At 38.9% G+C, this 26,899-nt stretch carries 26 protein-coding genes and 2 riboswitches; of the genes, 18 read left to right on the top strand and 8 right to left on the bottom strand.

Annotated elements, in window-relative coordinates; translation table 11 throughout:
• The first annotated feature begins 30 nt into the window (after positions 1–30).
• The 3 genes from SCI76_RS08005 (at position 31) to sigI (ending at position 5,211) form a co-directional block, all read left to right on the top strand.
• The gene (locus SCI76_RS08005; protein ID WP_407545117.1) at positions 31–3,054 is read left to right on the top strand and encodes a PAS domain S-box protein; all 3,024 of its coding nucleotides are present in this window, start codon (positions 31–33) and stop codon (positions 3,052–3,054) included.
• Positions 3,055–3,130: 76 nt separating this feature from the next.
• Positions 3,131–3,225, top strand: a riboswitch (yybP-ykoY riboswitch).
• A gap of 97 nt (positions 3,226–3,322) precedes the next feature.
• Positions 3,323–4,138: a TerC family protein gene (locus SCI76_RS08000; RefSeq protein WP_048020317.1), complete on the top strand. Its 816-nt coding sequence runs from the start codon at positions 3,323–3,325 to the stop codon at positions 4,136–4,138.
• Between the two features lie 362 nt (positions 4,139–4,500).
• Positions 4,501–5,211, top strand: a complete 711-nt coding sequence (gene sigI / locus SCI76_RS07995; protein ID WP_407545116.1) for an RNA polymerase sigma factor SigI — start codon at positions 4,501–4,503, stop codon at positions 5,209–5,211.
• Between the two features lie 50 nt (positions 5,212–5,261).
• Here sigI and SCI76_RS07990 read toward each other — a convergent pair whose 3' ends face one another.
• The 3 genes from SCI76_RS07990 to phaQ all read right to left on the bottom strand — a co-directional run bounded on the left by SCI76_RS07990 (position 5,262) and on the right by phaQ (position 6,728).
• On the bottom strand, positions 5,262–5,459 hold the full coding sequence (locus tag SCI76_RS07990) for an alpha/beta-type small acid-soluble spore protein (RefSeq protein WP_013055933.1): 198 nt from the start codon (positions 5,457–5,459) through the stop codon (positions 5,262–5,264).
• 143 nt (positions 5,460–5,602) lie between these two features.
• Positions 5,603–6,115 carry a polyhydroxyalkanoic acid inclusion protein PhaP gene (gene phaP, locus SCI76_RS07985; protein ID WP_014461097.1) on the bottom strand — a complete coding sequence of 171 codons (513 nt, stop codon included), beginning with the start codon at positions 6,113–6,115 and terminating at the stop codon, positions 5,603–5,605.
• A gap of 172 nt (positions 6,116–6,287) precedes the next feature.
• Positions 6,288–6,728 carry a poly-beta-hydroxybutyrate-responsive repressor gene (phaQ, locus tag SCI76_RS07980; protein ID WP_013055935.1) on the bottom strand — a complete coding sequence of 147 codons (441 nt, stop codon included), beginning with the start codon at positions 6,726–6,728 and terminating at the stop codon, positions 6,288–6,290.
• A 392-nt stretch (positions 6,729–7,120) separates the two neighbouring features.
• Here phaQ and phaR point away from each other — a divergent pair, with 392 nt between their 5' ends.
• The 7 genes from phaR to SCI76_RS07945 all read left to right on the top strand — a co-directional run bounded on the left by phaR (position 7,121) and on the right by SCI76_RS07945 (position 12,326).
• Positions 7,121–7,720 (top strand): polyhydroxyalkanoic acid synthase subunit PhaR, encoded by a 600-nt coding sequence (gene phaR / locus SCI76_RS07975; RefSeq protein ID WP_028414183.1) that lies wholly within the window; start codon positions 7,121–7,123, stop codon positions 7,718–7,720.
• Between the two features lie 81 nt (positions 7,721–7,801).
• Positions 7,802–8,545, top strand: coding sequence for an acetoacetyl-CoA reductase (gene phbB / locus SCI76_RS07970; RefSeq protein ID WP_014461095.1), 744 nt, complete (start codon positions 7,802–7,804; stop codon positions 8,543–8,545).
• Between the two features lie 76 nt (positions 8,546–8,621).
• Positions 8,622–9,710 (top strand): class III poly(R)-hydroxyalkanoic acid synthase subunit PhaC, encoded by a 1,089-nt coding sequence (locus SCI76_RS07965; protein WP_013055939.1) that lies wholly within the window; start codon positions 8,622–8,624, stop codon positions 9,708–9,710.
• A gap of 121 nt (positions 9,711–9,831) precedes the next feature.
• A complete protein-coding gene (locus SCI76_RS07960) occupies positions 9,832–10,020 on the top strand; it encodes a hypothetical protein (RefSeq protein WP_080968642.1) in 189 nt (62 codons plus the stop codon).
• Positions 10,021–10,268: 248 nt separating this feature from the next.
• Complete coding sequence (locus SCI76_RS07955) at positions 10,269–11,624, top strand: TrkH family potassium uptake protein (RefSeq protein ID WP_048020320.1); 1,356 nt, start codon at positions 10,269–10,271, stop codon at positions 11,622–11,624.
• A gap of 367 nt (positions 11,625–11,991) precedes the next feature.
• The gene (locus SCI76_RS07950; RefSeq protein WP_028407876.1) at positions 11,992–12,150 is read left to right on the top strand and encodes a hypothetical protein; all 159 of its coding nucleotides are present in this window, start codon (positions 11,992–11,994) and stop codon (positions 12,148–12,150) included.
• Between the two features lie 2 nt (positions 12,151–12,152).
• Positions 12,153–12,326, top strand: coding sequence for a hypothetical protein (locus tag SCI76_RS07945; RefSeq protein WP_014461091.1), 174 nt, complete (start codon positions 12,153–12,155; stop codon positions 12,324–12,326).
• A gap of 25 nt (positions 12,327–12,351) precedes the next feature.
• Here the strand turns inward: SCI76_RS07945 and SCI76_RS07940 are convergent, their stop codons facing one another.
• Positions 12,352–14,121 (bottom strand): B12-binding domain-containing radical SAM protein, encoded by a 1,770-nt coding sequence (locus tag SCI76_RS07940; RefSeq protein WP_048020322.1) that lies wholly within the window; start codon positions 14,119–14,121, stop codon positions 12,352–12,354.
• A gap of 193 nt (positions 14,122–14,314) precedes the next feature.
• On the opposite strand from SCI76_RS07940, the gene SCI76_RS07935 reads away from it, so the two are divergent.
• The 8 genes from SCI76_RS07935 to SCI76_RS07900 all read left to right on the top strand — a co-directional run bounded on the left by SCI76_RS07935 (position 14,315) and on the right by SCI76_RS07900 (position 23,674).
• Positions 14,315–15,034 carry a FadR/GntR family transcriptional regulator gene (locus tag SCI76_RS07935; protein ID WP_048020324.1) on the top strand — a complete coding sequence of 240 codons (720 nt, stop codon included), beginning with the start codon at positions 14,315–14,317 and terminating at the stop codon, positions 15,032–15,034.
• 138 nt (positions 15,035–15,172) lie between these two features.
• Entirely contained in the window at positions 15,173–16,693 is a 1,521-nt protein-coding gene (locus SCI76_RS07930) for a nicotinate phosphoribosyltransferase (protein ID WP_033578365.1), read from the top strand.
• Positions 16,694–16,728: 35 nt separating this feature from the next.
• Positions 16,729–17,559: an ammonia-dependent NAD(+) synthetase gene (gene nadE / locus SCI76_RS07925; RefSeq protein WP_048020327.1), complete on the top strand. Its 831-nt coding sequence runs from the start codon at positions 16,729–16,731 to the stop codon at positions 17,557–17,559.
• A 282-nt stretch (positions 17,560–17,841) separates the two neighbouring features.
• Complete coding sequence (locus SCI76_RS07920; RefSeq protein WP_028414177.1) at positions 17,842–18,561, top strand: (Fe-S)-binding protein; 720 nt, start codon at positions 17,842–17,844, stop codon at positions 18,559–18,561.
• 17 nt (positions 18,562–18,578) lie between these two features.
• A complete protein-coding gene (locus SCI76_RS07915) occupies positions 18,579–20,018 on the top strand; it encodes a LutB/LldF family L-lactate oxidation iron-sulfur protein (protein ID WP_028414176.1) in 1,440 nt (479 codons plus the stop codon).
• Entirely contained in the window at positions 19,996–20,709 is a 714-nt protein-coding gene (locus tag SCI76_RS07910) for a lactate utilization protein C (RefSeq protein WP_028414175.1), read from the top strand. Before SCI76_RS07915 ends, SCI76_RS07910 begins: the two co-directional genes overlap by 23 nt.
• 285 nt (positions 20,710–20,994) lie before the next feature.
• Complete coding sequence (locus tag SCI76_RS07905; protein ID WP_205826955.1) at positions 20,995–23,151, top strand: PAS domain S-box protein; 2,157 nt, start codon at positions 20,995–20,997, stop codon at positions 23,149–23,151.
• Between the two features lie 19 nt (positions 23,152–23,170).
• A complete protein-coding gene (locus SCI76_RS07900) occupies positions 23,171–23,674 on the top strand; it encodes a methylated-DNA--[protein]-cysteine S-methyltransferase (protein WP_028414173.1) in 504 nt (167 codons plus the stop codon).
• On the opposite strand, the gene SCI76_RS07895 is transcribed toward SCI76_RS07900, so the two are convergent.
• The 4 genes from SCI76_RS07895 to mtnK all read right to left on the bottom strand — a co-directional run bounded on the left by SCI76_RS07895 (position 23,675) and on the right by mtnK (position 26,543).
• Positions 23,675–23,839 carry a hypothetical protein gene (locus SCI76_RS07895; RefSeq protein WP_014461081.1) on the bottom strand — a complete coding sequence of 55 codons (165 nt, stop codon included), beginning with the start codon at positions 23,837–23,839 and terminating at the stop codon, positions 23,675–23,677.
• A 74-nt stretch (positions 23,840–23,913) separates the two neighbouring features.
• Complete coding sequence (locus tag SCI76_RS07890; RefSeq protein WP_080968643.1) at positions 23,914–24,153, bottom strand: hypothetical protein; 240 nt, start codon at positions 24,151–24,153, stop codon at positions 23,914–23,916.
• A gap of 123 nt (positions 24,154–24,276) precedes the next feature.
• Positions 24,277–25,335 carry an S-methyl-5-thioribose-1-phosphate isomerase gene (gene mtnA, locus SCI76_RS07885; RefSeq protein ID WP_048020331.1) on the bottom strand — a complete coding sequence of 353 codons (1,059 nt, stop codon included), beginning with the start codon at positions 25,333–25,335 and terminating at the stop codon, positions 24,277–24,279.
• A gap of 35 nt (positions 25,336–25,370) precedes the next feature.
• A complete protein-coding gene (gene mtnK, locus SCI76_RS07880) occupies positions 25,371–26,543 on the bottom strand; it encodes an S-methyl-5-thioribose kinase (RefSeq protein ID WP_407545115.1) in 1,173 nt (390 codons plus the stop codon).
• A gap of 135 nt (positions 26,544–26,678) precedes the next feature.
• Positions 26,679–26,829: riboswitch (SAM riboswitch) on the bottom strand.
• Positions 26,830–26,899: the final 70 nt, after the last annotated feature.

Raw genomic sequence — 26,899 nt, 5'->3', positions numbered from 1 at the left:
AGAAGTAACGTTAAAGTGAAAGGAAAGAAAATGATTTCAATTACTGGTCACTATAATGAATTTACCGTATTTCTTGCTGTCATTGTAGGGATTCTTGCCTCTTATACAGCACTTGATATTGTGAGCAAAATGATGAAAAAACAGCGGAACAATTATTTGTGGCTCACATTGTCAGCAACTTCAATGGGGCTTGGAGTGGGGGCGATGCACTATATTGCGATGCTTGCTTATTATGTTCCTGTTAGCTTTCATTTTGATGCTGTACTTTCTGTCCTTGCTTTAATAATAGCGATTAGCGGATCATTAGTTGCGTTTTGGACATTCTGGAAATGGCACACGTCGGTATGGTCAGGGCTCATTTTAGGAAGCAGTATTCTGGGTACACATTATATTGCAATGGCAGCAATCGAAACGGAAGCACGCATTCATTATGCTGTGCTATCTGTTTTGCTTTCTATCATCATCGCTCTGGTCGTTGCATTTTATGCAATGCACTTGTTTTTTCGTTCGAAAAGCGTGAAAGCTAATCCGTTTCTTAAACTTGTTAGCTCTATTTTACTGGGTATTGGTATTTCAGCTATGCATTTCATCAGTATGTATGGAATGAAGCTGCATATTGCACATTCAGTTGCTAGAAGGTGGGGCCAGTGGCTGCCTTATCAAGCGCCGTTTTCCAATATTATTGCAAGTATCACGATTACGCTACTCATTGTCTTCCTGCTCGTTGCAGCTTTTAAGCGTCAGGAAGAAGTGAGGGAAAGTCAATTAAAAGAAGAGTATTATCAATCTCTTTTTAACTACAATCCCAATATTGTGTGTGCAGTTGATTTATACGGCAATATTCAAACGATTAACCCAAAAGGAATCGAGCTGACAGGATACACGTTAAATAAAATGGAGAAAATCCCGTTTCCTTCTATGTTCAGAGAAGCTGAAAGAGCTGAAGAATATATGTGGAAATCCCTGAGGGGAGACTCTGTATATTATGAGGCAAGGCTGATTCGCAAAGATAATCAGCCTGTATACGTTGAAGTCACGCAAATGCCTATTATTGTTCATGATCAAATTAAAGGCAGTTACGTCATCGCCAAAGATGTGACAGATCGAAAAAAGGCTCAACAGCAGCTTCTGGATTTGCAAAAAGATTTAAAACGCACGCTTTCACAGCAAGATGGTACTATTTTTAAATTTGTGAAGAACAGTAAAGGGTATGTCTATACGATGTGCGAAGGCAAAATGATTCGTGAAATGGGATATGAGGAAATAGATGTTGTCGGAAAAACACCTGAGGAATTTTTACCTGAATCCTACGCAAGAGATAATAGGAGTTACTATGATAAAGCATGGGCGGGAGAGAAAGTGTCGTATGAAGTACTTTTGAACGACTTTGCTTACTATACGAAATTAACACCTCATATCTACAAAGGAGAAGTACAAGAAGTTATTGGTTCTATAGTAGATATTACTGATCTTCACGAAGCAAGAGAAAAGCTGGCTAAAAGTGAAAGCATGTATCGATCCGTTCTTTCTACAATGTCAGAAGGCGTGGTGTTTCATGACCTTGAAGGTAACTTAATTGCTGCCAATGCATACGCTGCTAAGATTCTAAACGTGCCTTATGACCAAATGTTATCGGTTAACCCGTTTGGTTTAGACTGGGAAATTATTCATCCTGATGGCACAGCTTTTGCACTCGAAGATATTCCATCTGTCCGCTGTCTTCATACAAAAGAGCCTGTGCGAAATACAGTCATGGGCATTTATTTAAATGAGAAAAAGTTGACTTGGCTTTCGGTGAATGCTGAACCTCTGCAAGAAAGCAAATATTATAAAGGCGTAGTTGTCACATTTTATGATATTACAAAGCAGCAGGAACAAGAACAAGACCTGCTTCATTCCAATCAGCAAATGATTATAGCCAAAGAAGAAGCCGAAAAAGCAAATCAGGCTAAGTCAGAATTTTTATCAAAAGTAAGCCATGAACTTCGAACGCCTTTAAACAGTATTTTAGGCTATGCACAGATATTGGAAGAGCAAGGAGAAAAAGATTTAACAGAAAAACAATTGAATCGTATACGAAAAATTTTAAAAGCAGGTAATCATCTTCTTTATTTAATAAATGAAACGCTTGATTTATCGAAAATTGAATCAGGTCACTTAGCGATTAACCTTGAATCAGTGTCGGTAAAAGAAGCAATTGAAGACGCGCTTAAAATTATGAAACCATTAGCAAAAGATAAGCATAGTATATTTTATACTCGCTTTCACGCATACCAAGAAGTCTTTGTTGAAGTAGATGAACTTCGTTTTCAGCAGATCTTATTAAATCTGCTTACAAACGCCATTAAATATTCACCCGCTTATCGCGATATCATTATCTATACAGACATCACTCAGCATCACGTAGCCATATTGATTGAAGATAGTGGCTTTGGAATTCCAGCCTCAGAATTAAATCGGATTTTTGAGCCTTTCTACCGTGTGAATAGATTAGAAAAAGACGGAACAGGGATTGGGCTGGCGCTTGTAAAGCAGCTTGTTGTCTTAATGAATGGAACGTGCGGAGTGCGAAGTGAAGAAGGAAAAGGCAGTACATTTTGGGTTCGTTTTCCGTTAGTACACCCACCTATTCCTAAACGCGTATCCAATGAAGGGGAAGCCGAGTCATTTTTAGGTTTTTCCATGCCGATCTCAATTGTGTATATTGAAGATAACGATACAAATATTGAGCTTATGCAATCGATTCTTTCTCCATATAAAAACGTTAAGCTCTTAGTTGCCAAAACAGGAGAAAACGGCATCGGGCTAATCAAGTCTATTTCACCGGATATGATCTTAATTGATATTGATTTGCCTGATATGAATGGCTTTGAGGTATGCACACAGCTTCAGCTGGAAAAAGAGTTGAAGCATATTCCGCGAGTCGCCTTGAGTGCAAGCGCGATGCAAAGCGACATCGATCAAGCTTTTTTAGTCGGTTTTAGTGAATACGTAACAAAGCCCATTCATATTTCAACGTTTTTAAACGTATTAAAACGCTTAACAAAAGCTTAACAAAAGTTTAGAGGGCTTTTCATTGACTTATTAGTAGACCTTTTATAAAATAAAAACAACTTAATACATTTACTTCTTACGGAGTAAAGGGGAGTAGCGTCAGGGAAACCTGAAACAAAGTCGTCATTACATGGAGTAATCCATCGGCTTTGTTGGCATAATGATTATGCTTAGCAAGACCTTTGCCATATTTGGCAAAGGTCTTTTTGTGTTTTATTCCGGTAATGAGAATAAATCAACTTATACAAAGAAACGAGAGGGGATTTTTATGGATGCATCGCTTTTGTTAGAATATGGATGGGTATTGCTGGTGCTGGTTGCATTAGAAGGAATTTTGGCGGCGGATAATGCTCTTGTAATGGCCATTATGGTCAAACATTTACCGGAAGAAAAACGCAAGAAGGCATTGTTTTACGGATTAGCCGGTGCCTTTATTTTTAGATTCGGTTCATTGTTTTTGATTTCATTTTTGGTAGATGTATGGCAGCTTCAAGCAATAGGAGCTATTTACTTATTGTTCATTTCCATTAATCATATTGTGAAGCGATATGTGAAAAAAGGTGATCATGAAAAAGTAAAAGAAGCGGACGGAAAAAAGGGCTCAGGTTTCTGGATGACGGTCTTGAAAGTAGAAGTAGCGGACATTGCTTTTGCGGTTGATTCAATTTTGGCTGCTGTGGCTCTTGCCGTTACGTTGCCAACAACCAATCTTCCTAAAATTGGCGGACTCGATGGCGGACAATTCTTGGTGATCTTTGCCGGAGGAATTATGGGACTAATCATTATGCGTTTTGCTGCAACTTGGTTCGTCAAGCTATTAAATACGCGCCCGGGGCTAGAAACGGCGGCTTTTGCTATCGTAGGCTGGGTAGGGGTTAAGCTAGCAGTTTACACTCTTGCTCATCCGGAGTTAGGTATTATTAATGAACACTTCCCTGAATCAAAAGTATGGAAAATTACGTTTTGGGTTGTGTTACTTGGCATAGCAGCTTCAGGCTGGTTTTTATCTAAAAACAAAGAACAAACTGATCTTGAACGTTCAGAGAAAGAAAAAGACTCATTAAAGAAAATTGAAAATCAATAATACAAAAAAACGCGCTTTTAATGCGCGTTTTTTTTGTATTAAGATAAAATACCTAGTTTAAATTGTTTTGGGAAAGGGTAAAAGAACTAACTGATGTTTAATTACTGTATATCCGAATGTTTTGCTTTTTCGTTCATATTCTGTAAAGAACAGAATCAGCGTTGGATAATTCAGTTCAATGAAGTTTATTTCAGTTCATAAACATATATTTCAAATGTATGTTAATTGGTAAAATTGAGCTATTATGGGTTATAATAAAGAGAATTAAAAGGAGCAGAGCGCTTCTTTACCCTGTTCGTCATCAAAAGAATGGATATTAACATGGTATAAAGCAACTGAGTATAGTAAAAGAGGTGAAGCCAATGCTCACAAAAGTTCAAACGCCTCCATCGCTTGAAACGCTTGTACTGACGATTCAGCAAGGGGATAAACAATTACATAACGAAATGATTCAACAATATAAACCGTTTATTGCTAAAGTTGTTTCAGCTGTATGTAAACGTTATATAAGTGAAGCTGACGATGAATTTAGCATTGGTCTGATTGCGTTTAATGAAGCCATTGAAAATTACACAATCCAAAAAGGTCGATCCCTTCTTGCATTTGCGGAACTGATTATTAAAAGAAGAGTCATCGACTATATTCGAAAAGAAAAGCGAAACCAAACGCTGCTCTATAGCCGAATTGAAAATGAAGGTTTTATGCAAGGTAAGGTAGAAAGGGATATATCGCTTTCTAACTATAAAAGGCAAAGTGAAACTTCATGTATTCAAGAGGAAATGACTTATTTTTGTCAGACGCTGGAACTGTTTAAATTAACTCTTGAAGATATTATTAACACGTCTCCTAAACATAAGGATGCAAGGGGAAATGCAGTGGAAGTTGCATCTTTTATCGTCAATGAAAAAGAATTAAGAGATAAGCTGTTTTTAAAGCGGCAGCTTCCCATTCGCTTGATTGAAAAGCACGTCAAAGTGAGCCGGAAAACAATTGAAAGAAACCGCAAATATATCATCGCGATGGTTATTATATTAGCGGGGGACTACGTGTATTTGAAAGATTATATTATGTAAGAAAAAGGCACACGCAGGTGCCTTTTTTAGCCATGTTATGAAGTTATGTTTTATTTTTGTGTGCTGCCGCTTAAGTGAGCTTGAGCTTGTTGCACCAAGCGTTTTGTGATTTCTCCGCCTACTGAACCGTTGCTGCGTGCAGCAGTGTCAGAACCTAGAGTTACCCCGAATTCTTGAGCGATTTCGTATTTATATTGATCTAAAAATTGTTCTACGCCTGGTGTTAATAGTTTATTTGTTCTAGCCATGATTAGTCATCTCCTTTTTTAGTTGTACAGCAGTTCACTGCTGTACCTGTATTATTTGCTGTTTACTATTTTGCATACTGGTAATGGTTTGCAAGAAAGTATAAAAAAGCCCAGCTTTCAAAGAAGCTGGGCTTTTTTATATATTATTTTACAACTGCATATTGCTCAAGAGACTGAGCAAATGATTTTTGAAGAGATTTTACTTGCTCTACGTATGCATCAGATACGTGTTGGAACTCTTGACGCGTTTTCTTTTGCTCTTCTACTAATTGTGTTACTACTTGATGATATTGTTCTTGAGCTTGCTTTACTAAAGAATAGCTTGATTTGCTTTGGTTAAGAGAAAGCTCTTGTAATTTATTTAATGCTTCATGCGTGCGGTTTGTCCATTCTTCATAAGAATCGGCAACAGCGTTACCAGCTGTTTTACGTAAGTTTTCAACTGTTTTTTGTTGAAGATCTTCTAATTCAGCTTTCCACTGTTTGTCTGTTGCTTGAAGTTGTTCAACTGCTTTTGTTACAAATTCTTGCTGTTGCTCAAGTGCTTTTAACGTCCATTGCTCAATTTGTTTGTTTCCGTCTGCAATGTTTTGTAACCCCTTTGTCCATTGTTCCCACATTGCATCAATTACTGTATCATACTTTACTGTTGACATAATCAAATTCCTCCTTGAATAATTTGGTCTGGCGAACAGTTATCGTAATGAACAAAACGTTAAAGAAGAAATTCGTAGTTGTGTAATAAACCTAACATTCCGCGCTCGCTGGTTGACCGTGAAATTTATTTAACATTATATTAGGAAACGCAGATGTACTGCGTGAATCCCTTTAATCGTTTTCTTCCTCTTTTGATTCTTTTGACTTTTTAGAAGAAGAAGAGCTAAAAGGGAACAACATGTCGGTATACATGTGAAAAAATGAATCTAACATGTTTTGATACTGTTCAAGTGAATTAGCCCACATGCTTAAATATTGTTCACCGGCATCTGTTAATGAGTAAATCCGGCGTGCAGGTCCTTCAGCTGACGTATCCCATTGCGATGTAATCAAGTTGTCTTTTTCAAGCTGTCTCAGCGTGCGGTAGACATTTCCTTGATCAACTGATGTGAATCCAAAGCTCATTAGTTGCTGAATGAGCTTGTAACCATGTAGATTCCAACCTCTTAAACTTAAAAGAAGAAAAGGAACCATCAAGTTTTTTGGTGCACCGCTAATCGATTTTTCTAAGTTGTTTGAATTAGAGGTGTTATCTTTTTCACTTGATCCCAAGGTAATCACCCCTTCGAAAAAAGAGAATTTGTTTTCTATATGTGTAATTTACACCTAGATGAAAAAATTGTCAACACTTTAAAACAGGTCTTTCAAATACAGGAAAAAAGAACGATTTTTTGAATTTCGACAAAAAGCGTCAAAAAAATTCAAAAATAAACAAAGATTTAGAATTGTTTATTTTGGAAAACGAATTTATAATAGTACATGTAGGTAATTTTTATAACATTTATAATTTGTTGGTAAGTGAATTGTGAAAAGATTTACATTATCCAATAAATAAACGCAAAATTGGTTGCGTTTACTTAGAGCTTCTAATATGTCGCTTGTCACATTAAGTGTCCATATTGAAAGCCATCACTTTTAACGTACACAAGAAAGGAGATGGAGTTTTGGAACAGCAAAAAGTATTTGATCCGTTTCAAGCATGGAAAGACGTATATGACAAAACCGAATCTTACTGGGGTAAAGTTATTGGGGACAATATGAATCGTGAAGAATTTTCCCAGCTCATGGGAAATGTGCTAAATATGAACCTTCAATATCAACAAGCAGTAAATGAAGTAACGGGGCGCTATCTGCACCAAGTAAATGTACCCACAAAAGAAGATGTAGCAAACGTTGCGTCATTAGTCATCAATGTGGAAGAAAAAGTAGAATTATTAGAAGAGCAATTTGATGATCGTTTTGATGAATTAGAAGCACAGCAAGAAAGTGCATCCGCTTTGAAAAAAGATGTAACTAAGCTGAAATCTGATGTCAAATCATTAGACAAAAAACTCGACAAGGTTTTATCTCTTCTTGAAGGGCAGCAAAAAACACAAGACGAGTTAAAAGAAACGATTCAACAACAAATTAAAACTCAAGGTGAGCAGCTTCAGGCTCAGCTGTTAGAAAAACAAGAAAAATTAGCTGAAAAGCCAAAGGCAGAAGCTAAAGCTGAAGCAAAACCATCAAACGCTCAAAAAACTGAGCAGCCGGCTCGCAAGTAGGGCATAGGGGATTTTAAAACAACATTAACTGCTGTATTTACAGTAAAAATCATCGCTGAAGAAGCAAGGGGGAAATTTTTCATGACAACATTACAAGGTAAAGTAGCAATCGTAACAGGCGGATCTAAAGGTATTGGGGCAGCAATTACACGTGAGCTTGCTTCTAATGGAGTAAAAGTAGCAGTAAACTATAACAGCAGTAAAGAATCTGCAGAAGCAATTGTAAAAGAAATTAAAGACAACGGCGGAGAAGCTATTGCGGTTCAAGCTGACGTGTCTTATGTAGATCAAGCAAAACACCTAATTGAAGAAACAAAAGCTGCGTTTGGTCAATTGGACATTCTAGTAAACAATGCTGGAATTACGCGCGACCGTTCATTCAAGAAGTTAGGTGAAGAAGATTGGAAAAAAGTAATTGATGTAAACTTACATAGCGTATACAACACAACATCAGCTGCGCTAACGCATCTTTTAGAATCTGAAGGCGGTCGTGTTATCAATATTTCATCAATTATTGGTCAAGCGGGCGGATTTGGTCAAACAAACTACTCAGCTGCTAAAGCAGGTATGCTAGGATTCACTAAATCATTAGCTCTTGAACTTGCTAAGTCAGGCGTAACAGTTAATGCAATTTGCCCAGGATTTATTGAAACGGAAATGGTAATGGCAATGCCGGAAGAAGTTCGTGCAAAAGTTGTTGCGAAAATTCCAACTCGTCGCTTAGGGCACGCTGAAGAAATTGCACGCGGAGTTGTTTACTTAGCAAAAGACGGCGCGTACATTACAGGACAACAGTTAAACATTAACGGCGGCTTATACATGTAATAGATGCTGGCCCTGACTTTTGTCGGGGCTGTGCTTGTTAACTAACTACTAATGAAATGAAAGGGTGTGTATATTCGTGGCAATTCCTTACGTGCAAGAGTGGGAAAAACTAATCAAATCAATGCCAAGTGAATATAAAAGTTCTGCAAGACGTTTTAAGCGTGCATATGAAATTATGACAACAGAAGCGGAACCGGAAGTTGGATTAACACCAAAAGAGGTTATTTGGAAAAAGAACAAAGCGAAATTATATCGCTATACGCCAGTAAAAGATAACCTTCACAAAACACCAATTCTACTCGTATATGCACTGATCAATAAACCGTATATTTTGGATTTAACACCTGGAAACAGCCTTGTTGAATACTTATTAAACCGCGGTTTTGACGTGTATTTACTTGACTGGGGAACTCCTGGACTTGAAGACAGCAATATGAAGCTAGATGATTATATTGTGGATTATATTCCAAAAGCGGCGAAAAAGGTGCTGCGCACTTCTAAATCTCCTGATTTGTCTGTTCTTGGTTACTGCATGGGCGGAACTATGACATCTATTTTTGCTGCATTAAATGAAGACTTGCCGATTAAAAACTTAATTTTTATGACAAGTCCATTTGATTTCTCGGATACAGGTTTATACGGAGCATTCCTAGACGACCGCTACTTTAATTTAGATAAAGCAGTAGATACATTCGGAAACATCCCTCCAGAGATGATTGACTTTGGAAACAAGATGCTAAAGCCAATCACAAATTTTTACGGTCCGTATGTAACGCTGGTGGATCGTTCGGAAAATCAGCGTTTTGTTGAAAGCTGGAAGCTAATGCAAAAGTGGGTTGCTGACGGAATCCCATTTGCTGGTGAAGCTTATCGTCAGTGGATTCGCGACTTCTATCAACAAAACAAATTAATCAATGGTGAACTTGAAGTTCGCGGCCGAAAAGTAGATTTGAAAAATATTAAAGCTAATATTTTAAACATTGCTGCTAGCCGTGATCATATTGCGATGCCGCATCAAGTGGCAGCTTTAATGGACGCTGTTTCAAGTGAAGATAAAGAGTACAAATTGCTGCAAACAGGTCACGTATCTGTTGTATTTGGTCCAAAAGCAGTGAAGGAAACATATCCTTCAATCGGCGATTGGCTAGAAAAGCGCTCTAAATAAAATAGAGACGAGGCTGGGACAAAAGTATTTCAGCCGAAGTGAAAAACGAACCATTGATATCAGTGGTTCGTTTTTTTGTTATGGTGAACGCAGGATTCAAGTATGCAGTTGCTTCTAGCTGGTGATTGGAGGGCAAGGCGAAGACTCCTGCGGGGAAAGCGGAACAGGTGAGACCCCGCAGGAGCGTAAGCGACGAGGAGGCTCAGCGGTCGCCCGCGGAAAGCGAAGTCTTGCACGAAAATCAACAGCGGTGTCTCCAGTGTCCATACGAGCTCATGTAGCCCATTTATTTGTCTTTAGATTAGATTAGATTAATTTAATTATGTCTCGACCTCGTTTTTTTGTATAAACAGACAATATTGAGTGAAGGTTCTTTATGCGGCTGCTTGGATTTATGATATCTAATGACAAGTGAGGTGACTTCTTTTATACTAATGTAGTCACCTTCTTGAACATGGGATTTTTTACATGGATATTGCGATTCGTGTAACAATGAGTATGCTTTGGGAAGAAAGAAGAAAACTATTAGTATTATAACAAAAAAAGGAATGTCAGATTATGCCGCAACCATGGAAACGACGAGTAAGGCAGATGTCTTCAGCTCAAATTATTGTTACATTTTACATAGTGGCTGTTACGCTTGGATTTCTATTGCTTAGTATTCCAGAAGCTTTAAAGCCGGGAGTGAAGTTAGCATTTATTGATCGCTTATTTATTGCCGTTAGTGCGGTAAGTGTAACAGGGCTGACACCTGTTTCTACTCCGGATACATTTAGTACGACGGGCTATTTTTTGCTCGCTTTTATCTTTCAAATCGGTGGTATTGGCGTGATGACACTCAGTACATTCATTTGGATGATTTTAGGTAAAAAAATTGGTTTGAAGGAACGTCAGCTCATTATGACAGATCATAACCAATCCCGTTTATCAGGATTAGTTGACTTGATGAGAAACATTTTATTTATTATTTTTGCTATTGAACTAGTTGGCGCCATTATTTTAGGATTACATTTTCTCCGTTACTATTCGAGCTGGACAGATGCGTTTCTGCATGGTTTCTTTGCTTCTGTCAGCGCTACAACAAATGCCGGCTTCGATATTACAGGATCTTCATTTATTCCGTATGCCCATGATTATTTTGTACAAGTGGTAACTGTTATTTTAATTACGCTTGGAGCGATTGGATTCCCTGTGTTAATTGAGATTAAGCACTATTTTTTAACATTTAAAGATAAGCGTAAATTTCAATTTTCTCTATTTACGAAGCTAACGACCATTATGTTTTTTCTGCTGTTAGCAGGGGGAACAATTTTAATTCTTGTGCTAGAGCATTCAGGGTTTTTAGCAGATAAGTCTTGGGATGAATCGTTCTTTTATGCGTTTTTCCAATCCGCTGCTACAAGGAGCGGAGGAGTGGCGACCATGAATATTAATGAGTTTTCACTTCCTACGTTAATTATGATGAGCGCGATGATGTTTATCGGTGCTTCACCGAGCTCAGTAGGAGGAGGAATTCGTACAACGACGTTTGCATTAAATATTCTTTTCCTGTTTTATTACGTAAGAGGAAATAAGACGATTAAAATCTTTCGCCGCGAAATTCATGAAGATGACATTATCAAATCAGTAGCCGTGTCGATGTTAGCTGTGATCATTTGCTCGATTTCTCTTCTTATTTTAAGTATTACAGAACATTTTTCTCTCATTGAGCTTATTTTTGAAGTGTGTTCAGCTTTTGGGACAACCGGTTTATCAATGGGCATTACAGGAGGGCTTTCTGATATCGGAAAATGCGTTATTATGGTTTTAATGTTCATTGGCCGAATTGGCATGTTTTCATTTATCTTAATGCTTCGCCGTCCAACGTCTGGACCGGATTATCACTATCCGAAAGAACGTATCATTATTGGATAAAAGAGGCTGGGACAAAAATATGTTAGTTGAAGGAAGATCTGAACGAGTTTGTTTCTTGATTAAGAATCCAACTCGTTCGGGTTTTTTTATTATGATGGTGAACGTAGGTTTCATGTAGCTGCTTCTAGCTGTTGATGGGAGGGCGAAGCTTATCGACCGCCCGCGGAAAGCGAAGCCTTGCACGGAAATCAACAGCGGTCTCACAAGCGGTTCAAGGCATTTATCCTAGTTGTTCGTATTTAGAGTAAAGTAATTTTGTTATGTTTCAACCGCTTTTTTACAGCTTTTTCTGCTTATATTGCTTAGCAAAAGGCGCATTCTAAGAAAAGGAAGTTCAATGGACTTCCAAGCATAGGAGGGATACATGATGGCAAAGCGTAAAGTAGGATACAAATCAGCACTAACTAACAACAATACACCAAAAGAGAGCCTTTCAGATGCAGAATTTTCTGCTGAATATGCTGGCGGCGAGGAGCCGGCTAAAGGCGCGAATCGCAATTCTAAAAAAGGAAAGCAAGGTAAGTAACGATGAGCAAACATAAACAAAATAATAAGCACATCGCGAGCACCGAAGCAAAACAAAAACAATTACTCCAAGAAGAGTTTGGAACGGAAATGGGCGATCCGAACGCAGCTAAAATATATGAATCCCTTGGAAAGACAAAGTCTGATAAAGAGCATGAAAAGAAAAAAGAATGCTAAAAAAAAACCTCGGATATCCGAGGTTTTAGCTTACAACTGGAAGACCAAATGCTTCTACAGGTGCTGAATAAAGTTTTGTATCATTTGCTTTTTGATCATAATAAGCAAGAAGAACAGATGGTTGTTCATTGATGTGTCCCGTTTGTTTATAATACATATAATCAAATGGAAGAATCTCTAAAACAGTGTGCTTGTATAATTCTTTTTCAACAAGCTGTTCAGCTTCAAAAGCCTGTCCCATGATAGAAGGATTAGCAAGCATTTGCTGATAGTAATGAGAACGGACTTGTTTTTCTACTTTATCGTCCCACCAAGGCTTACGAGGTTTATGCTTTTGGTTTTGTAAATAATCAATTTTCATAAACCCTTCAATCACGTCTTCATTTGAAAAACTTTCTGTTTGAATATACTGGTTAAGGCGTCTGAATAAATCTTCAAGCTGATGACCAATTCGAACCCAGCCCATTTCATCCCAATACGTCCCAAAGTTTTGGAAGAAATCAAAAGGCGTATCATAGCAGTGTTCTACTAAAAATTCGATTGTTTCATCCATTCGGTGGTCATTCCAAAACTTTTCTAAAATATCTTCTACATGCTTGATGCGTACGACATCTGAAAATGGCAAGACGTTATTGCTTAAAATTTCATAAGGCGACTGATCCATGTATTGATAATTATAGCGAGGCGCACTTAAACGTAAGCCAGTGCCGCGAAGCATTTTTAAAAAGCCTAGCTGAAGCTCTTCAGGACGAAGTGCAAATACATCATTAAACGTATTTTTAAATGAGTTGTAATCTTCGTCTGGCAGACCCGCGATTAAATCCAAATGCTGATCAATCTTTCCACCTTCTTTTACCATTGTTACGGTGCGCGTTAATTTCTTGAAGTTTTGTTTGCGTTTGACTAGTTCATTAACGGCATCGTTGGTAGATTGAACGCCAATTTCAAAGCGGAATAATCCTTTTGGCGCGTTATCGTTTAAGAACTGAATAACTTCTGGGCGCATAATATCGGCAGTAATTTCAAACTGAAATACGGTACCTTCACGATGTTCATCAATTAAAAATTGGAACATTTCCATGGCGTAGCTGCGGCTGATGTTGAACGTGCGGTCTACGAACTTAATTGTGCGCGCTCCGTTATCCATCAAATAGCGAATATCTTCCTTTACTTTTTCTCGGTCGAAATAACGAACGCCTACTTCAATAGAAGAGAGACAGAACTGACAGCTAAATGGACAGCCGCGGCTTGTTTCAATATACACAACGCGTTTTGAAAGTTCTTGGCGGTCTTCTTCAAAACGGAAAGGAGAAGGCATTTCGCGCAGATCAATTTTATTGCGCTGTGGGTTAACAACTGGTTTTCCTTCTTTTCGGAAAGCCACGCCGCTTACGTTTTCAAACTGACGCTCGCCGTGAAGTTCATCTAACAGCTGCTTAAATGTTTCTTCACCTTCACCAATAGCGATAAAGTCAGCTTCAGGAATACGCTCTAGCCAGTGAGTTACATCATAGGTTACTTCTGGTCCACCGAATATAATGATGAGCTCGGGATTGATCTTTTTAAGCATTTGTGCGACTTTAATCGTTTCTTCAATATTCCAAATGTAACAGCTGAAACCAATAATATCTGGGTTGCGTTTATATAAATCTGTGACAATGTTCATAGCAGGATCTTTAATCGTATATTCGGCCATATCCACTTTATAGTCAGGCTCGGCATAGGCTTTTAAACATCGAAGGGCTAAAGAAGTATGAATATACTTCGCATTCAATGTACTGACAACAATGTTCATTCAAAAAGCTCCTTTTAACTCGTAATATGAAATCAATTTACTATTTTAGCACATTTGAGAAATAAAGTATAAATACCTTTGCACTTTTGTTGTGGCGGGGAAAAGATTTCGGTAAAATGTAACAGAAACGTAAAAGAAGAAAGAGTCTCGGTTAATATGAACCTTGGTGAACGAAAAAAATGAGGTGGAAAACGTGGAATATAAGCGAATTAAGCCAAAAAAAATATACGAAGAAGTAGCCGAAACGCTTCTTGAGAATATAAAAGAAGGCAGCTTGAAGCCTGGAGACCGTTTGGATTCAGTGCAGCAGCTGGCGGAAAACTTTCAGGTAGGACGCTCAGCTATTCGTGAAGCTCTTAGCGCTTTGCGAGCGATGGGGCTTCTGGAGATGAAGCAAGGGGAAGGCACATTTGTACGCGAATTTAACTCAGACATGCTGTCTTTGCCTGTAACTAGCGCTGTATTAATGAATAAAAACGATATTGAGCATTTGCTTGAAGTGAGAAAAGTATTGGAAATTGGAGCTGTTCGAGCGGCAGCTCAAAAGAGAACGGATGCGGACCTTAAACAGCTGTCTAATAGTCTGGAACAAATGAAAGGAGCGTTTGGCAATGAAGAACTGGGAGAGAAAGCAGATTTTGCTTTTCATTTAGCCATTGCCAAAGCCTCACAAAACCCTCTTTTAGTGAAGCTTATGAATAACGTATCAGAAATGATGATTGAAACGATGAAAGAGACAAGACGCATCTGGCTTTATGCAGAAGAGAAAACGGCTGAACGGATTTATAAAGAGCATCAGCAAATTTATGAAGCTATTCTTTCTCAGCATGCAGAAGATGCTCAGTATTTTATGATGAGTCACCTTGATAATGTTGAACATGTACTAATGAAATACATACCGGAAGAAAAATAACGCCATTTCAGGCAGAAAAGTGCGCTCTAAACAACAGAAAAACTAAAATTCAAGCACCTTCCGATAATTTATGCTTGCTCTATTGTGAAAAGATTTACATAATAGAAACTAGGATTGTCAAATGGAGGGTTACAAAGTATGAAAAAGCAATATAGAGATGATAGTCTAGCTTTGCATACAGATCTATACGAGCTGAATATGGCGCATACGTATTTTCAAGACCAGATTCATAAACGTCGTTCTGTATTTGAAGCTTACTTTCGTCGGATGCCGTTTGAAAGCGGTTATGCGGTGTTTGCCGGGCTAGAAAGAGTAATTGATTTTATTGCTAATTTCAGATTTAGCGAAACGGACTTAGATTATTTATATGAAGAATTACATTATGAAGCGGAGTTTATCGACTATCTAAAACAGGTTCGATTTAGCGGTAATATTCGTTCGGTCGTAGAAGGCGAAATGATTTTTGCTAATGAACCGATGCTGCAAATTGACGCTCCTTTAGCAGAAGCGCAGCTTATTGAAACGCCGCTTTTAAATATTTTAAATTTCCATCCGCTGATTGCCACAAAAGCATCGCGTATTCGCTTAGCCGCGGGAGAAGATAATTTATATGAACATACGGGTACAAATCAGCTTATGGAATTTGGTTCAAGAAGAGCACATGAGCTGGATGCTGCTTTTTACGGGGCAAGAGCTGCTTATATTGGAGGCTTTGACGCAACCAGTAATGTAAGAGCGGGAAAAGTTTTTGGAATTCCTGTGTCCGGCACTCACGCCCACGCGCTTGTTCAAGTCTATCGTGATGAATATAGTGCGTTTAAAAAATATGCCGAATCACACCGTAACTGTATCTTTTTAGTAGATACATATAATACGTTAAAATCAGGTATTCCAAATGCTATTAAAGTAGCAAAAGAAATGGGAGAACGAATTAATTTTATCGGTATTCGATTAGACAGCGGAAGACTTCCATATCTTTCTCAAGAGGCAAGAAAAATGCTTGATGAAGCGGGCTATCATGATGTGAAAATTTTCGCTTCGAATGACCTTGATGAGTACAGCATTCTAGATTTGAAAGCGCAAGGTGCCAAAATTGATGGATGGGGAGTTGGAACAAAGCTCATGACGTCCTTTGATCAGCCGGCGCTAGGAGCGGTGTACAAGCTGGTTTCGATTGAAGATGATCATGGAAACATGGTGGATACGATTAAGCTGTCAGAAAACCCCGAGAAAATTTCAACTCCTGGTCTAAAAGAAGTATATCGAATTGTAAATCAAGTGAATCACAAATGGGAAGGCGATTATATTACGATGCAAGACGAAGTGCCGAATGAAGAGCAGCATTTAAAAATGTTTCATCCTATTCATACGCACGTCAGCAAGTTTGTCACGAACTTTAACGCACGTAAAATTCACCAGCCAATCTTTGCACAGGGAAAGCTTGTGTATGAGCAGCCTACCATTGAAGAAATGAGAGCCTACTGCTTACAAAACTTAAAGCATCTATGGGATGACTACAAAGTTATTACAAAATCGAACGAAGATGTATTTCGTCCTACAGAGTACCCAGTAGACTTAAGTACAAACTGCTGGGATAACAAAATGCAAAATATCGAAGAGACTAGAAGCAAGTTACTATCTGATACCGTACTTGTGTAGATTCCGTCAGCTAGTAATGAGAGGAGAGTTTTTTTATGAAAGAGCTACAAAGGCAAATTATTGAAGAAATGCATGTGAAAAAAGAAATTAATCCCGCGGAAGAAATTCGCCGCAGCGTTGATTTTCTGAAATCCTACATGAACAAATATCCTTTTTTACGTTCGTTTGTACTAGGTATTTCCGGCGGCCAAGATTCTACGTTAACTGGAAAGCTGGCGCAGCTAGCGGTTAATGAGTTGAATGAAGAAGCCGAAGAAGAGCGCTATCAGTTTATTGCTGTTCGTCTTCCATACGGTGTGCAGGCAGATGAAGCAGACTGTCAAGATGCACTTGCTTTTATTCAACCAACAAAATCTATTTCTATTAATGTAAAACCAGCAGTAGATGCGATGCTTTCTGCTGTTGAAGAAGCGGCAGATGATAAAGTTTCCGACTTCAACAAAGGAAATGTAAAAGCACGTGAACGAATGATTGCGCAATATACGGTAGCAGGCATGTACAGTGGAGTCGTACTTGGAACGGATCACTCCGCTGAAGCTGTTACAGGATTTTATACAAAATTTGGTGACGGAGGAGCTGACTTAGTGCCTATCTTCCGTCTAAACAAGCGACAAGGGAAACAAATGCTAAAAGAATTAGGCTGTCCCGAGCATCTATATATGAAAAAACCAACGGCTGATTTGGAAGAAGATCGTCCACAGCTTCCGGATGAAGAAGCGCTTGGCGTAACGTATGAGCAAATCGACGATTATTTAGAAGGCAAAGATGTAGGTGAACATGCAAGTAACGTCATTGAAGGTCACTTCTTAAAAACGCAGCATAAACGCCAATTGCCAATCACAGTGTTTGATGATTTTTGGAAATAAATAAGTAAGAAGCTGAGACAAACGTAGTTTAGTTGAAGGAAGATCCGAACGGTTTTGATTCTTGATGGAGAATCAAATTCGTTTGGATTTTTTTAATAATAGGGCAAACGTAGGTTTCACGTGTCTCAATTTCTTATTATTTTGTGGGAAAAATATCAAACAAAGAAATGTATTTTTGAAAAACTAGTGAAATTAGAAAAACATAGGAGTATAATAGCATTAAGTCATCTGATGACCTGTTAACTAAAAGAAGTAAAATGATCAGCTTGGAGGGAGCAAATGATGAAAGTATCTTTATTTGCCACATGTTTGATTGATATGTTTCAAACAAATGTAGGAAAAGCGACGGTAGAATTGTTAGAACGATTAGGATGCGAAGTGGATTTTCCAAAGAGTCAAGTATGCTGCGGGCAGCCTGCGTATAACAGCGGTTACGTAAAAGAATCAAAAGAAGCAATGAAAAACATGATAAAAGCGTTTGAGCATGCAGAGTACGTTGTATCTCCATCAGGCTCGTGTGTGACAATGTTTAAAGAGTATCCCCATCTTTTTAAAGGTGATGCTGCATGGCATGAGTCTGCCGTGAAGCTTGCTGATAAAACGTATGAGCTAACGGATTTTATTGTAAACGTTTTAAAAGTAGAAGACGTGGGAGCCAGCTTAAATGGGAAAGCTACTTATCATTCTTCCTGTCATATGACGCGTTTGCTAAACGTAAAAAAAGAACCTTTTACACTATTAAACAATGTAAAGGGTCTTGAAATGGAGAATCTTGAAAACAGTCATAACTGCTGCGGATTTGGCGGGACGTTTTCGGTTAAGATGGGGCAAATCTCTGAACAAATGGTCGATGAAAAAGTGGGCTGTATAGCTAAAACAAACGCGGAGTACTTAATTGGAGCTGACTGCGGCTGTCTTATGAATATTGGAGGAAGAATTGAACGAAAAGGACAGCCTGTAAAAGTGATGCATATCGCTGAAGTGTTAAATAGCAGAATGTAAAGAAAGGAGAATACCGAATGTCTATGAAAATAGGAAACGATCAGTTTAAAAAACGCGTCGATGACGGAGTCAATAATGCGTTTATGCGCTTTGCGGTTTCAGGTGCTCAAGAGCGCTTAAGAAGCCGTAGATTAGATGCGGCGGAAGAATTAGGGAACTGGGAAGAATGGAGAGCGCTTGGCGAAGAAATTCGTCAGCATACGCTTGAAAATTTAGATTACTATTTAGAGCAGCTCACGGATAATGTAGCTAAACGCGGAGGCCACGTTTTTTTCGCTCAAACAGCTGAAGAAGCGAATGAGTACATAAAAAATGTAGCGAGGCAAAAGCAGGCAAAGAAAGTCGTTAAATCCAAGTCAATGGTTACAGAAGAAATTCATATGAACGCTGCTTTAGAAGAACTGGGCTGTGAAGTTATTGAAACGGATTTAGGAGAATATATCCTGCAAGTAGATGATCACGATCCGCCTTCTCATATCGTAGCTCCTGCACTTCATAAAAATAAAGAACAAATTAGAGATGTATTTCAGGAAAAGCTTTCTTATAAAAAAACGGAAAAACCTGAAGAACTAGCTCTTCACGCCCGGGAAATGCTGCGAAAAGAATTTTTATCAGCTGATATTGGTATCACGGGATGTAATTTTGCGATTGCAGAATCTGGGTCTATTTCACTTGTAACCAATGAAGGAAATGCAAGGTTAACAACTGCCCTTCCTAAAACGCAAATTACGGTTATGGGAATGGAACGAATTGTGCCAACGTTTGAAGAGTTTGAAGTGTTGGTAAGCCTGTTAACTAGAAGTGCAGTAGGTCAGCGGCTTACAAGTTACGTAACAGCGCTTACAGGACCTAGACTTCCAGGAGAAGTAGACGGACCGGAAGAATTTCACCTAGTGATTGTAGATAACGGACGATCTGCGATTTTAGGAACTGAGTTTCAATCTGTTTTACAGTGTATTCGCTGTGCGGCATGTGTGAATGTATGTCCCGTGTATCGCCATATTGGAGGGCATTCATATGGATCTATTTATTCAGGTCCGATTGGAGCTGTATTATCCCCTTTGCTTGGAGGCTATGAAGACTACAAAGAGCTTCCATATGCTTCAACTCTATGCGCAGCCTGTACGGATGCCTGTCCGGTCAAAATTCCGCTGCATGAGCTATTACACAAGCACCGTCAGCGAATTGTCGAGAAAGAAGGAAAAGCACCTATTTCGGAAAAGCTGGCGATGAAAGCATTTGGCTTGGGAGCAGCTTCTTCTTCTCTATATACAGTGGGCGCTAAAGTAGCACCGGCAGCTCTTACTCCTTTTATGTCAGGAAGCAGTATTTCCAAAGGGCCTGGTCCATTAAAAGCGTGGACGGAAAGCAGAGAGTTTCCGGCGCCTACAAAAGAGCGCTTACGAGATTGGTTTGATAAAAGGAGTGATGATGATGAACGGAAGCATTCAAAATAGAGACAGTTTTTTAGACAATATTGCGGCTAATCTTAAGCGAAGCAGGCGAACAAGCGGCGTAGTAAAGCCCCAATGGAAGCATGCTCCTCAGCATGAGGTCTACCGCAGCTATTCGCCAGATCAATTAAAGAAAGAGCTTGAAAACCATTGCGAACGTATTCATACTCGCTATGTAGAAACATCATCACAACACTTGCCAGCTGTCCTTGAGGAAGCCGTAGCGAACTATGGAAATGGTCTTGTGAGCACGTGGGATGATCCTAGGTTTTCCGAATATGGATTGAATCTGCTGATGGAGAAATGGGAAACAAGCAGTAGCCTTCATGTATGGAATTCTGCAAAAGGCGATGAGAATATTAAACTAGCTGAACAAGCAAATGTAGGCATCACATTCAGTGATTTGACGCTAGCGGAATCCGGCACAGTTGTTTTGTTCAGCAGCGCTGCAAAAGGACGATCGGTCAGTTTGCTGCCGGCCACTTATATTGCGATCATTCCTCAAAGCTCCATTGTCCCTCGCATGACACAAGCTGCTGAAATGATTCATGAAAAAGTAGAGCGAGGAGAAACGATTGCTTCTTGCATTAACTTTATTACGGGACCGAGCAATTCAGCTGATATTGAAATGAATCTAGTCGTTGGCGTGCATGGACCTATTCAAGCCACTTATATTGTAGTGAATGATCGATAGAGGCTGGGGAAAACGTATTTTAGCCGAAGTGAAAAACGAACCGTGAATCAAACATGTTGATTCACGGTTCGTTTTCTTTGTTATGTTGAGCATAGGTTTCATTTTGTTATGTCCCAGCCTCTTTTATTCATGCTCCTTTTTTAAATAACGGGAGAATGTGAAGAAATGTCGCATTTTGAATAAACGTGACTAATTTTAAAAAGGTAAAAAGCAAATCTTGTAGAATACTAAGTCTATAGATAAAAGGTGGGGAAATGGGAAGTGCAAAAGAAAGGAGCAATGAGCATGTCACCACACAGAGAATTAACATCTGAAGCTGCGCAAAAGCAGCAAGGTGAATTAGAGCAGCTACGAGCTATTTTTAATGACGTATTAGATGCCATTGTCGTATTTGATGAGTATTTTCAAGTTATAAATGCCAATGAATCAGCCTGCGGGCTGTTTGAAAAAACAAAGGATGAGCTATTAACGTATCAAATGAAAGATTTTCTCATGTATTTTCCGTATGACATGATTGAAGCGTACTATCCAGCGCTTTTAGAAGAAAGCTATTTCAAATATGAAGGCGCGATGACGCTTCAAAGCGGCATGATGAAACATGTTGAATTTACTTCACACAAACATAGTCACATGTCGGGCATTATTGTGTGTACATTTCGAGATATTACGCAGCACAAGATGATGGAAAATGAAAGGTTTATTAGTCATCATATGTTTATGGATGTATTTAATGAAGCGGTAGATGGAATTGTTATTTTTGATCGAACTGGTCAGCTTATCGACGCGAACCCTTCATTTTGCGAGCGATTAAATTATACAAGAGCACAGCTTTTAACCAAAACGTTAGAGGAGCTTGTAGAACCTACTTATCATTATAAAGTGAAAAAATTATGGAGAACTCTGCATCAAGAAGGAAAGACAAGCGGTGAGCTGCCGATTAAGCTCGAAAATGGAGACGTTACTTTTTTTGAATTTACCACAACGGCTAATATATACAGTCAATACTATATGTCCATTATGAGAGACGTGACGGAAAAACGGCTGATGGAGCAGCAGCTGTTGAGAAGCGAAAAAAATTTCAGGGCTATTTTTGAAAATGCGATTGAAGCCATTTTGATTTGGAAAGACGATGGGGAAATCTTAAACGCTAATCTTGCTTCGTCCCGTACTTTTGAGCTGCCGTTGAACAAATTGATTGGAAGTAATTTGTATACGTTTATCGATAAGCAAAGCTTTAGTGCATTAAAAATGCTGCAAACATTTCAAAAAGAAGGAGAAATTCGCAATCAGCTTCCTTTTTACATGCCAAATGGAGAAATCAAACAGTTGGAATTCACGGGGAAAAAAGGCATTATAGAAGGAGACCATTTAACCATTTTTCGAAACATTAGTGAACGTACAAAAATCGAACAAGAGCTTCGGAATAACGAAGAGAAATTCAGACAGATTTTTAATGGTTCGATCGATGGGTTAGTTTTATGGGACGGCAAGCGAAATATTATTGATGTGAATTCTTCTCTTTGTGATATTCTCGAACTCAGCAAAGAGGAGATTTGTGCGCATTCCATGGAGGATTTTATTTCTTCAGCGAATTTAGATGCGGTCATTGAGCATAAAGAAACAATTGAGCAAAAAGGGGAAGCTGAAGGAGAGATTACGTACGTTACGGGGAACGAAAAAGTTAAAAATATCGAATTCTCTACGAAAAAAGATATCTTGCCAGGTCTATATATGACGCTTTTAAGAGACGTAACGGAACGAAATCAAATGCAGGAGCAGATTCGGAAATCGGATACGCTTCAAGTAGTCGGACAGTTAGCAGCTGGGATTGCGCATGAAATCCGCAACCCGATGACGGCTTTAAAAGGGTTTGTTCAGCTGCTAGAAAGCAGCATTCAAGAAGATCACTCTCTTTATTTTGATATTATTAAATCCGAATTAAAAAGAATCGAAACTATTATTACAGAGTTTCTAGTACTCGCTAAGCCACAGGCCGTAAAGTTCGAAAAGAAAAATCTAGCTGCGGTTGTTAAAGAAACGATTGATTTATTAAATGCTCAAGCGCTTTTAGAAAATATTCAGTTTGAACTAAGTGTGTCCCCTCAGCTGCCAATGGTATACTGCGAGCCGAACCAAATTAAACAAGTACTAATAAATGTAATTAAAAATGCAATTGAAGTCACGTCAAACGGGGGAAGAATTTTTGTTGAAGTCTATTCTACAGAGCCGCACTACGTGACGGTCTCCATTCGAGATCAAGGAGACGGAATGCCCGAAGAGCGCATCAAGCGCTTAGGAGAGCCATTTTATACGACAAAAGAAAAAGGAACGGGGCTCGGTTTGATGGTCTCATATAAAATTATCGAAGAACATAAAGGGCGAATTGAAGTGGAAAGCAAAATAGGAGAAGGAACAGCTTTTCGTGTTATTCTTCCAGCCTAATTAGAAAGGATAAGCGAGTATGTACTATGGAGAAATGAACTTATTTTCTGATTTGAAAATTTATATTGTAGCCTCGGAAAAAGGGGTTCAACATATTTGGTTTGATAGTGATGATCACAACGAGCAGCTTAAAAAACTTGTCCATGACGAGAATTATCACCTTGTGAAAGAAGCGAAGCGGCAGCTTCAGGATTATGCTGAAGGGCGCACGCTAACATTTGATGTGCCTTTGGATATAAAAGGAACAGACTTTCAAAAAGAAGTGTGGTTAACGCTTAAAGGTATACCTTATGGACAAACGTGGTCTTATAGTGATGTAGCGGAGTCTGTTAATCGCTCTAAAGCCGTAAGGGCTGTGGGACAAGCGAATCGTCGAAATCCACTGCCTATTATTTTACCTTGTCACCGTGTTATTGGTAAAAATGGAGCTTTAACAGGTTATGCAGGTTCCCAAACTCATATAAAAGAAAAACTATTAATGCTTGAAAGAAATGTAGCAAAAGGCGCTCTGGAGTTAAAATAACTATTCACCGTCTAATTTCCAGCCTTCTCCCTGCACAAAAACACCGTCAATTTGCTGAGGAGAAGGGAGGGAATTTAGTTCTTCATCTTTGGATAAATCGAATAGCTGATATTGCTGCTTACGATTCAACGCTTTGTTTTTATCCGTTTTTTGCTCTGCACTCATTTTTACTCCTCCTTATTCAAAAAGAATCCCCTATAATATATGTAGAAAAAGCAGAGAGTACTGTTACAATTGTGTTACAAATGCAGCCAAAAAGCGCTGTTTAATGAAAAAGGTTGAGACATAACAAAATCAATGTCATCTAAAGATGAACAACTCGTATACATGAACTGAACCGCTTGTGACACCGCAGTTGATTTCCGTGCAAGACTTCGCTTTCCGCGGGCGGCCGCTGAGCCTCCTCGTCGCTTGCGCTCCTGCGGGGTCTCACCCCTTCGGTTTTTCCTGCAGGAGTCTTCACCTTGCCCTCCAATCAACTGCTAGAGGGAACGAAACAGATAAAACGATATTTACCATCACAAAAAAACGAACCACTAATCAACACGTTGATTAGTGGTTCGTTTTGCAGTGGGACAAAATACTTTTGTCCCAGCCTCTTGTTATTGAGCAGATTGCAGCAAAACTTTTTGAATGGATTCAAAAGACGGGGAATGGATAACTCCATGCTCTGTAATAATGGCCGTAATCAGTTCGCTTGGCGTCACATCAAAAGCTGGATTGTACACAGAGATTCCGTCTGGAGCAATTTGCGTATCTCCAATGTGCGTTACTTCTTTAGGTGAACGTTCTTCAATAGGGATGCTGCTTCCGTCTTGAATAGATAAATCAAATGTGGACTGCGGCGCTGCTACGTAAAATGGAATACCGAATGCTTTCGCTAAAAGAGCAAGTCCATACGTTCCAATTTTGTTAGCCGTATCGCCATTTGCTGCAATGCGGTCAGCACCTACAATGATCCCATTAATTCCTTTTGTTTTAATGGTATGAGCAGCCATATTATCCGTAATCAGCGTAACGTCTACTCCCGACTTCTGAAGTTCCCATGCTGTTAAGCGAGAACCTTGAAGAACGGGTCTTGTTTCACAAGCAAATACTTCAAGCGGAATATCGCGCTGCTTAGACAAGTGAAAAGGTGCTAATGCTGTTCCATAATAAGCTGTAGCAATTGAACCAGCATTACATATTGTCATGATTTTATCTTTCTTTTTAAATAAAGAAAGGGCATGATCTCCAATTCGGTAGCACGTTTCTTCATCTTCTACTTGAATTTGAATCGCTTCATGAACAACTTTTGTTTTAGCTTCATTAACGGACGAAGCGGATTCAGCGCTTTTCGCTACGCGCTCCAGTGCCCAAAATAAATTGACGGCAGTCGGGCGTGAACTAGCTAAATACTGTTGATCTAGAGCTAGCTTTTTGTTAAATTCCTTGACTGAATCCGTGTCATAGCTAAGCGCAGAAAGAGCAAGACCAAAAGCCGCCGTAATGCCAATTGCAGGGGCTCCGCGTACTTTCAAGGTAGTGATAGCATCCCATACGTCTTTAATGGTTTGCAGCTTAATATATTCAACTTTGCCAGGAAGCTGCTGCTGATCTAATAAAGTAATATATGATTCATTCCATTCCACTGAGCGCGGAAGTGATAGTGTATTTGTCATGCTGATACCGATCCTTTCATTGTGTACATTATTCGTTATCGAAGTAAATGTTCAAATTCATTTGGTGAAACGTCTTGTTGGTGCAGAAGTAAATAGCGTCCAATTTTTAACGCAGTACGTTTAGCGTTAATTTTTCTTTCCTCTGAAGAAATTTCGTCTAAGTCCGCCACGTGAGCTAAGCCAATCGTACGTCGAATGATTTCACACCCTGCATACCCAACAGCATCTTGCCACGTTTGCGTTAAAATTTCATGTAACAAGCGCTCATCTTTAGCGAAAGGTTCAGTGTTTTCAGAATGCCAAAGCGCAGTAAAGGTATCTTTAAATACGTTCCATGTGTTCGTAATGTGTGCAAATAACGGTTCGCGATCTGTTTTTCGAGAAAGAGCATTTAAAAATAAATTCGCAACAAATTGGCCTAAATCGAATCCAAACGGACCGTAAAAAGCAAACTCTGGATCAATCACTTTCGTTTCTTGACTGCTAGCAAATATGCTTCCTGTATGTAAATCACCGTGAATTAGCGTTTGGGAATTTGTTAAAAATTTACATTTTAATCTTGCTGCTTGTAGCTTTACATCTCCATCGTTCCACAATTCTTCTACATCAGGACGCAGCGCTTCTTCAAATTCATTTGTATCGATATCAAAAAAAGGATCTGTAAAAACTAAATCTTCCGTAATATTGCATAAGTCCGGATTGCTGTACTTGACGACTTCTTCTTTTTTATCCTGAGGCTTTAAGGCAAAATCCGACGTTTTGAACGCAATATGTCCTAGAAAAGAACCGATATGCTGTGAAAGCAGGGGATAACTTTCTCCTTGAATAAGTCCGGCGCGGGAAATCGTTAAATGAGACAGATTTTCCATGACCGTAACAGCAAGCGTTTCATCGTGGTAATACACAGCTGGTACGAGTTCAGGGGTAAATGCACCGAATTGCTTGAGCGCATTGCTTTCAATCGTGGCACGGTTCAAGGATAGAGGCCAGCTCTCGCCTACAACTTTTGCATAGGGAAGTGCTTGTTTGACGATAATGGATTTATTCGTTTGATCATTTATGATGTGAAAGACGAGATTTAAGTTGCCGTCACCGATTTCACGGGCAGTCAGTGCTTCTGTGGCATCAAAAAGACCTAGCTTTTTCACAAGTTTGATTGCTGAAATTTCTGTTAATGGCTGATATTTCTCTGTTTTTATTGTTGACATCGGAACCCCTCCATAGTTTATTAAACTGATTTGTTTACTAAGTTAATAGGTTTAAGAATATATGGAGGCTTTTATAATTTTAGAAAATATAAAAGCCTCTTTCGTTGGAAAGAGGCTTGATTGTAGTGTTCAAACCTCTTATCTGCCAGAAAGAATTACTTTCTGTTGGAATTAGCACCGTGCCTGTGTAAAACATGTTTTACGGGTGTGATCCACCTTAGGATGGAATGACGGTCGGTTGCTGGGCTTCACAGGGCCAAATCCCTCAGCCAACTCTTGATAAGAGTACGATTACTTATTCAATTTTGATTTGTTTGAATATTTTATGATATCTGGTGAAAATCGTATCATGCAAA

It is taken from the genome of Priestia sp. HNGD-A6, from assembly GCF_045784335.1.
Classification (GTDB): domain Bacteria; phylum Bacillota; class Bacilli; order Bacillales; family Bacillaceae_H; genus Priestia; species Priestia zanthoxyli.
The sequence above is the reverse complement of the archived record's forward strand: the minus strand, read 5'-3'. Positions and strand labels throughout refer to the sequence as shown.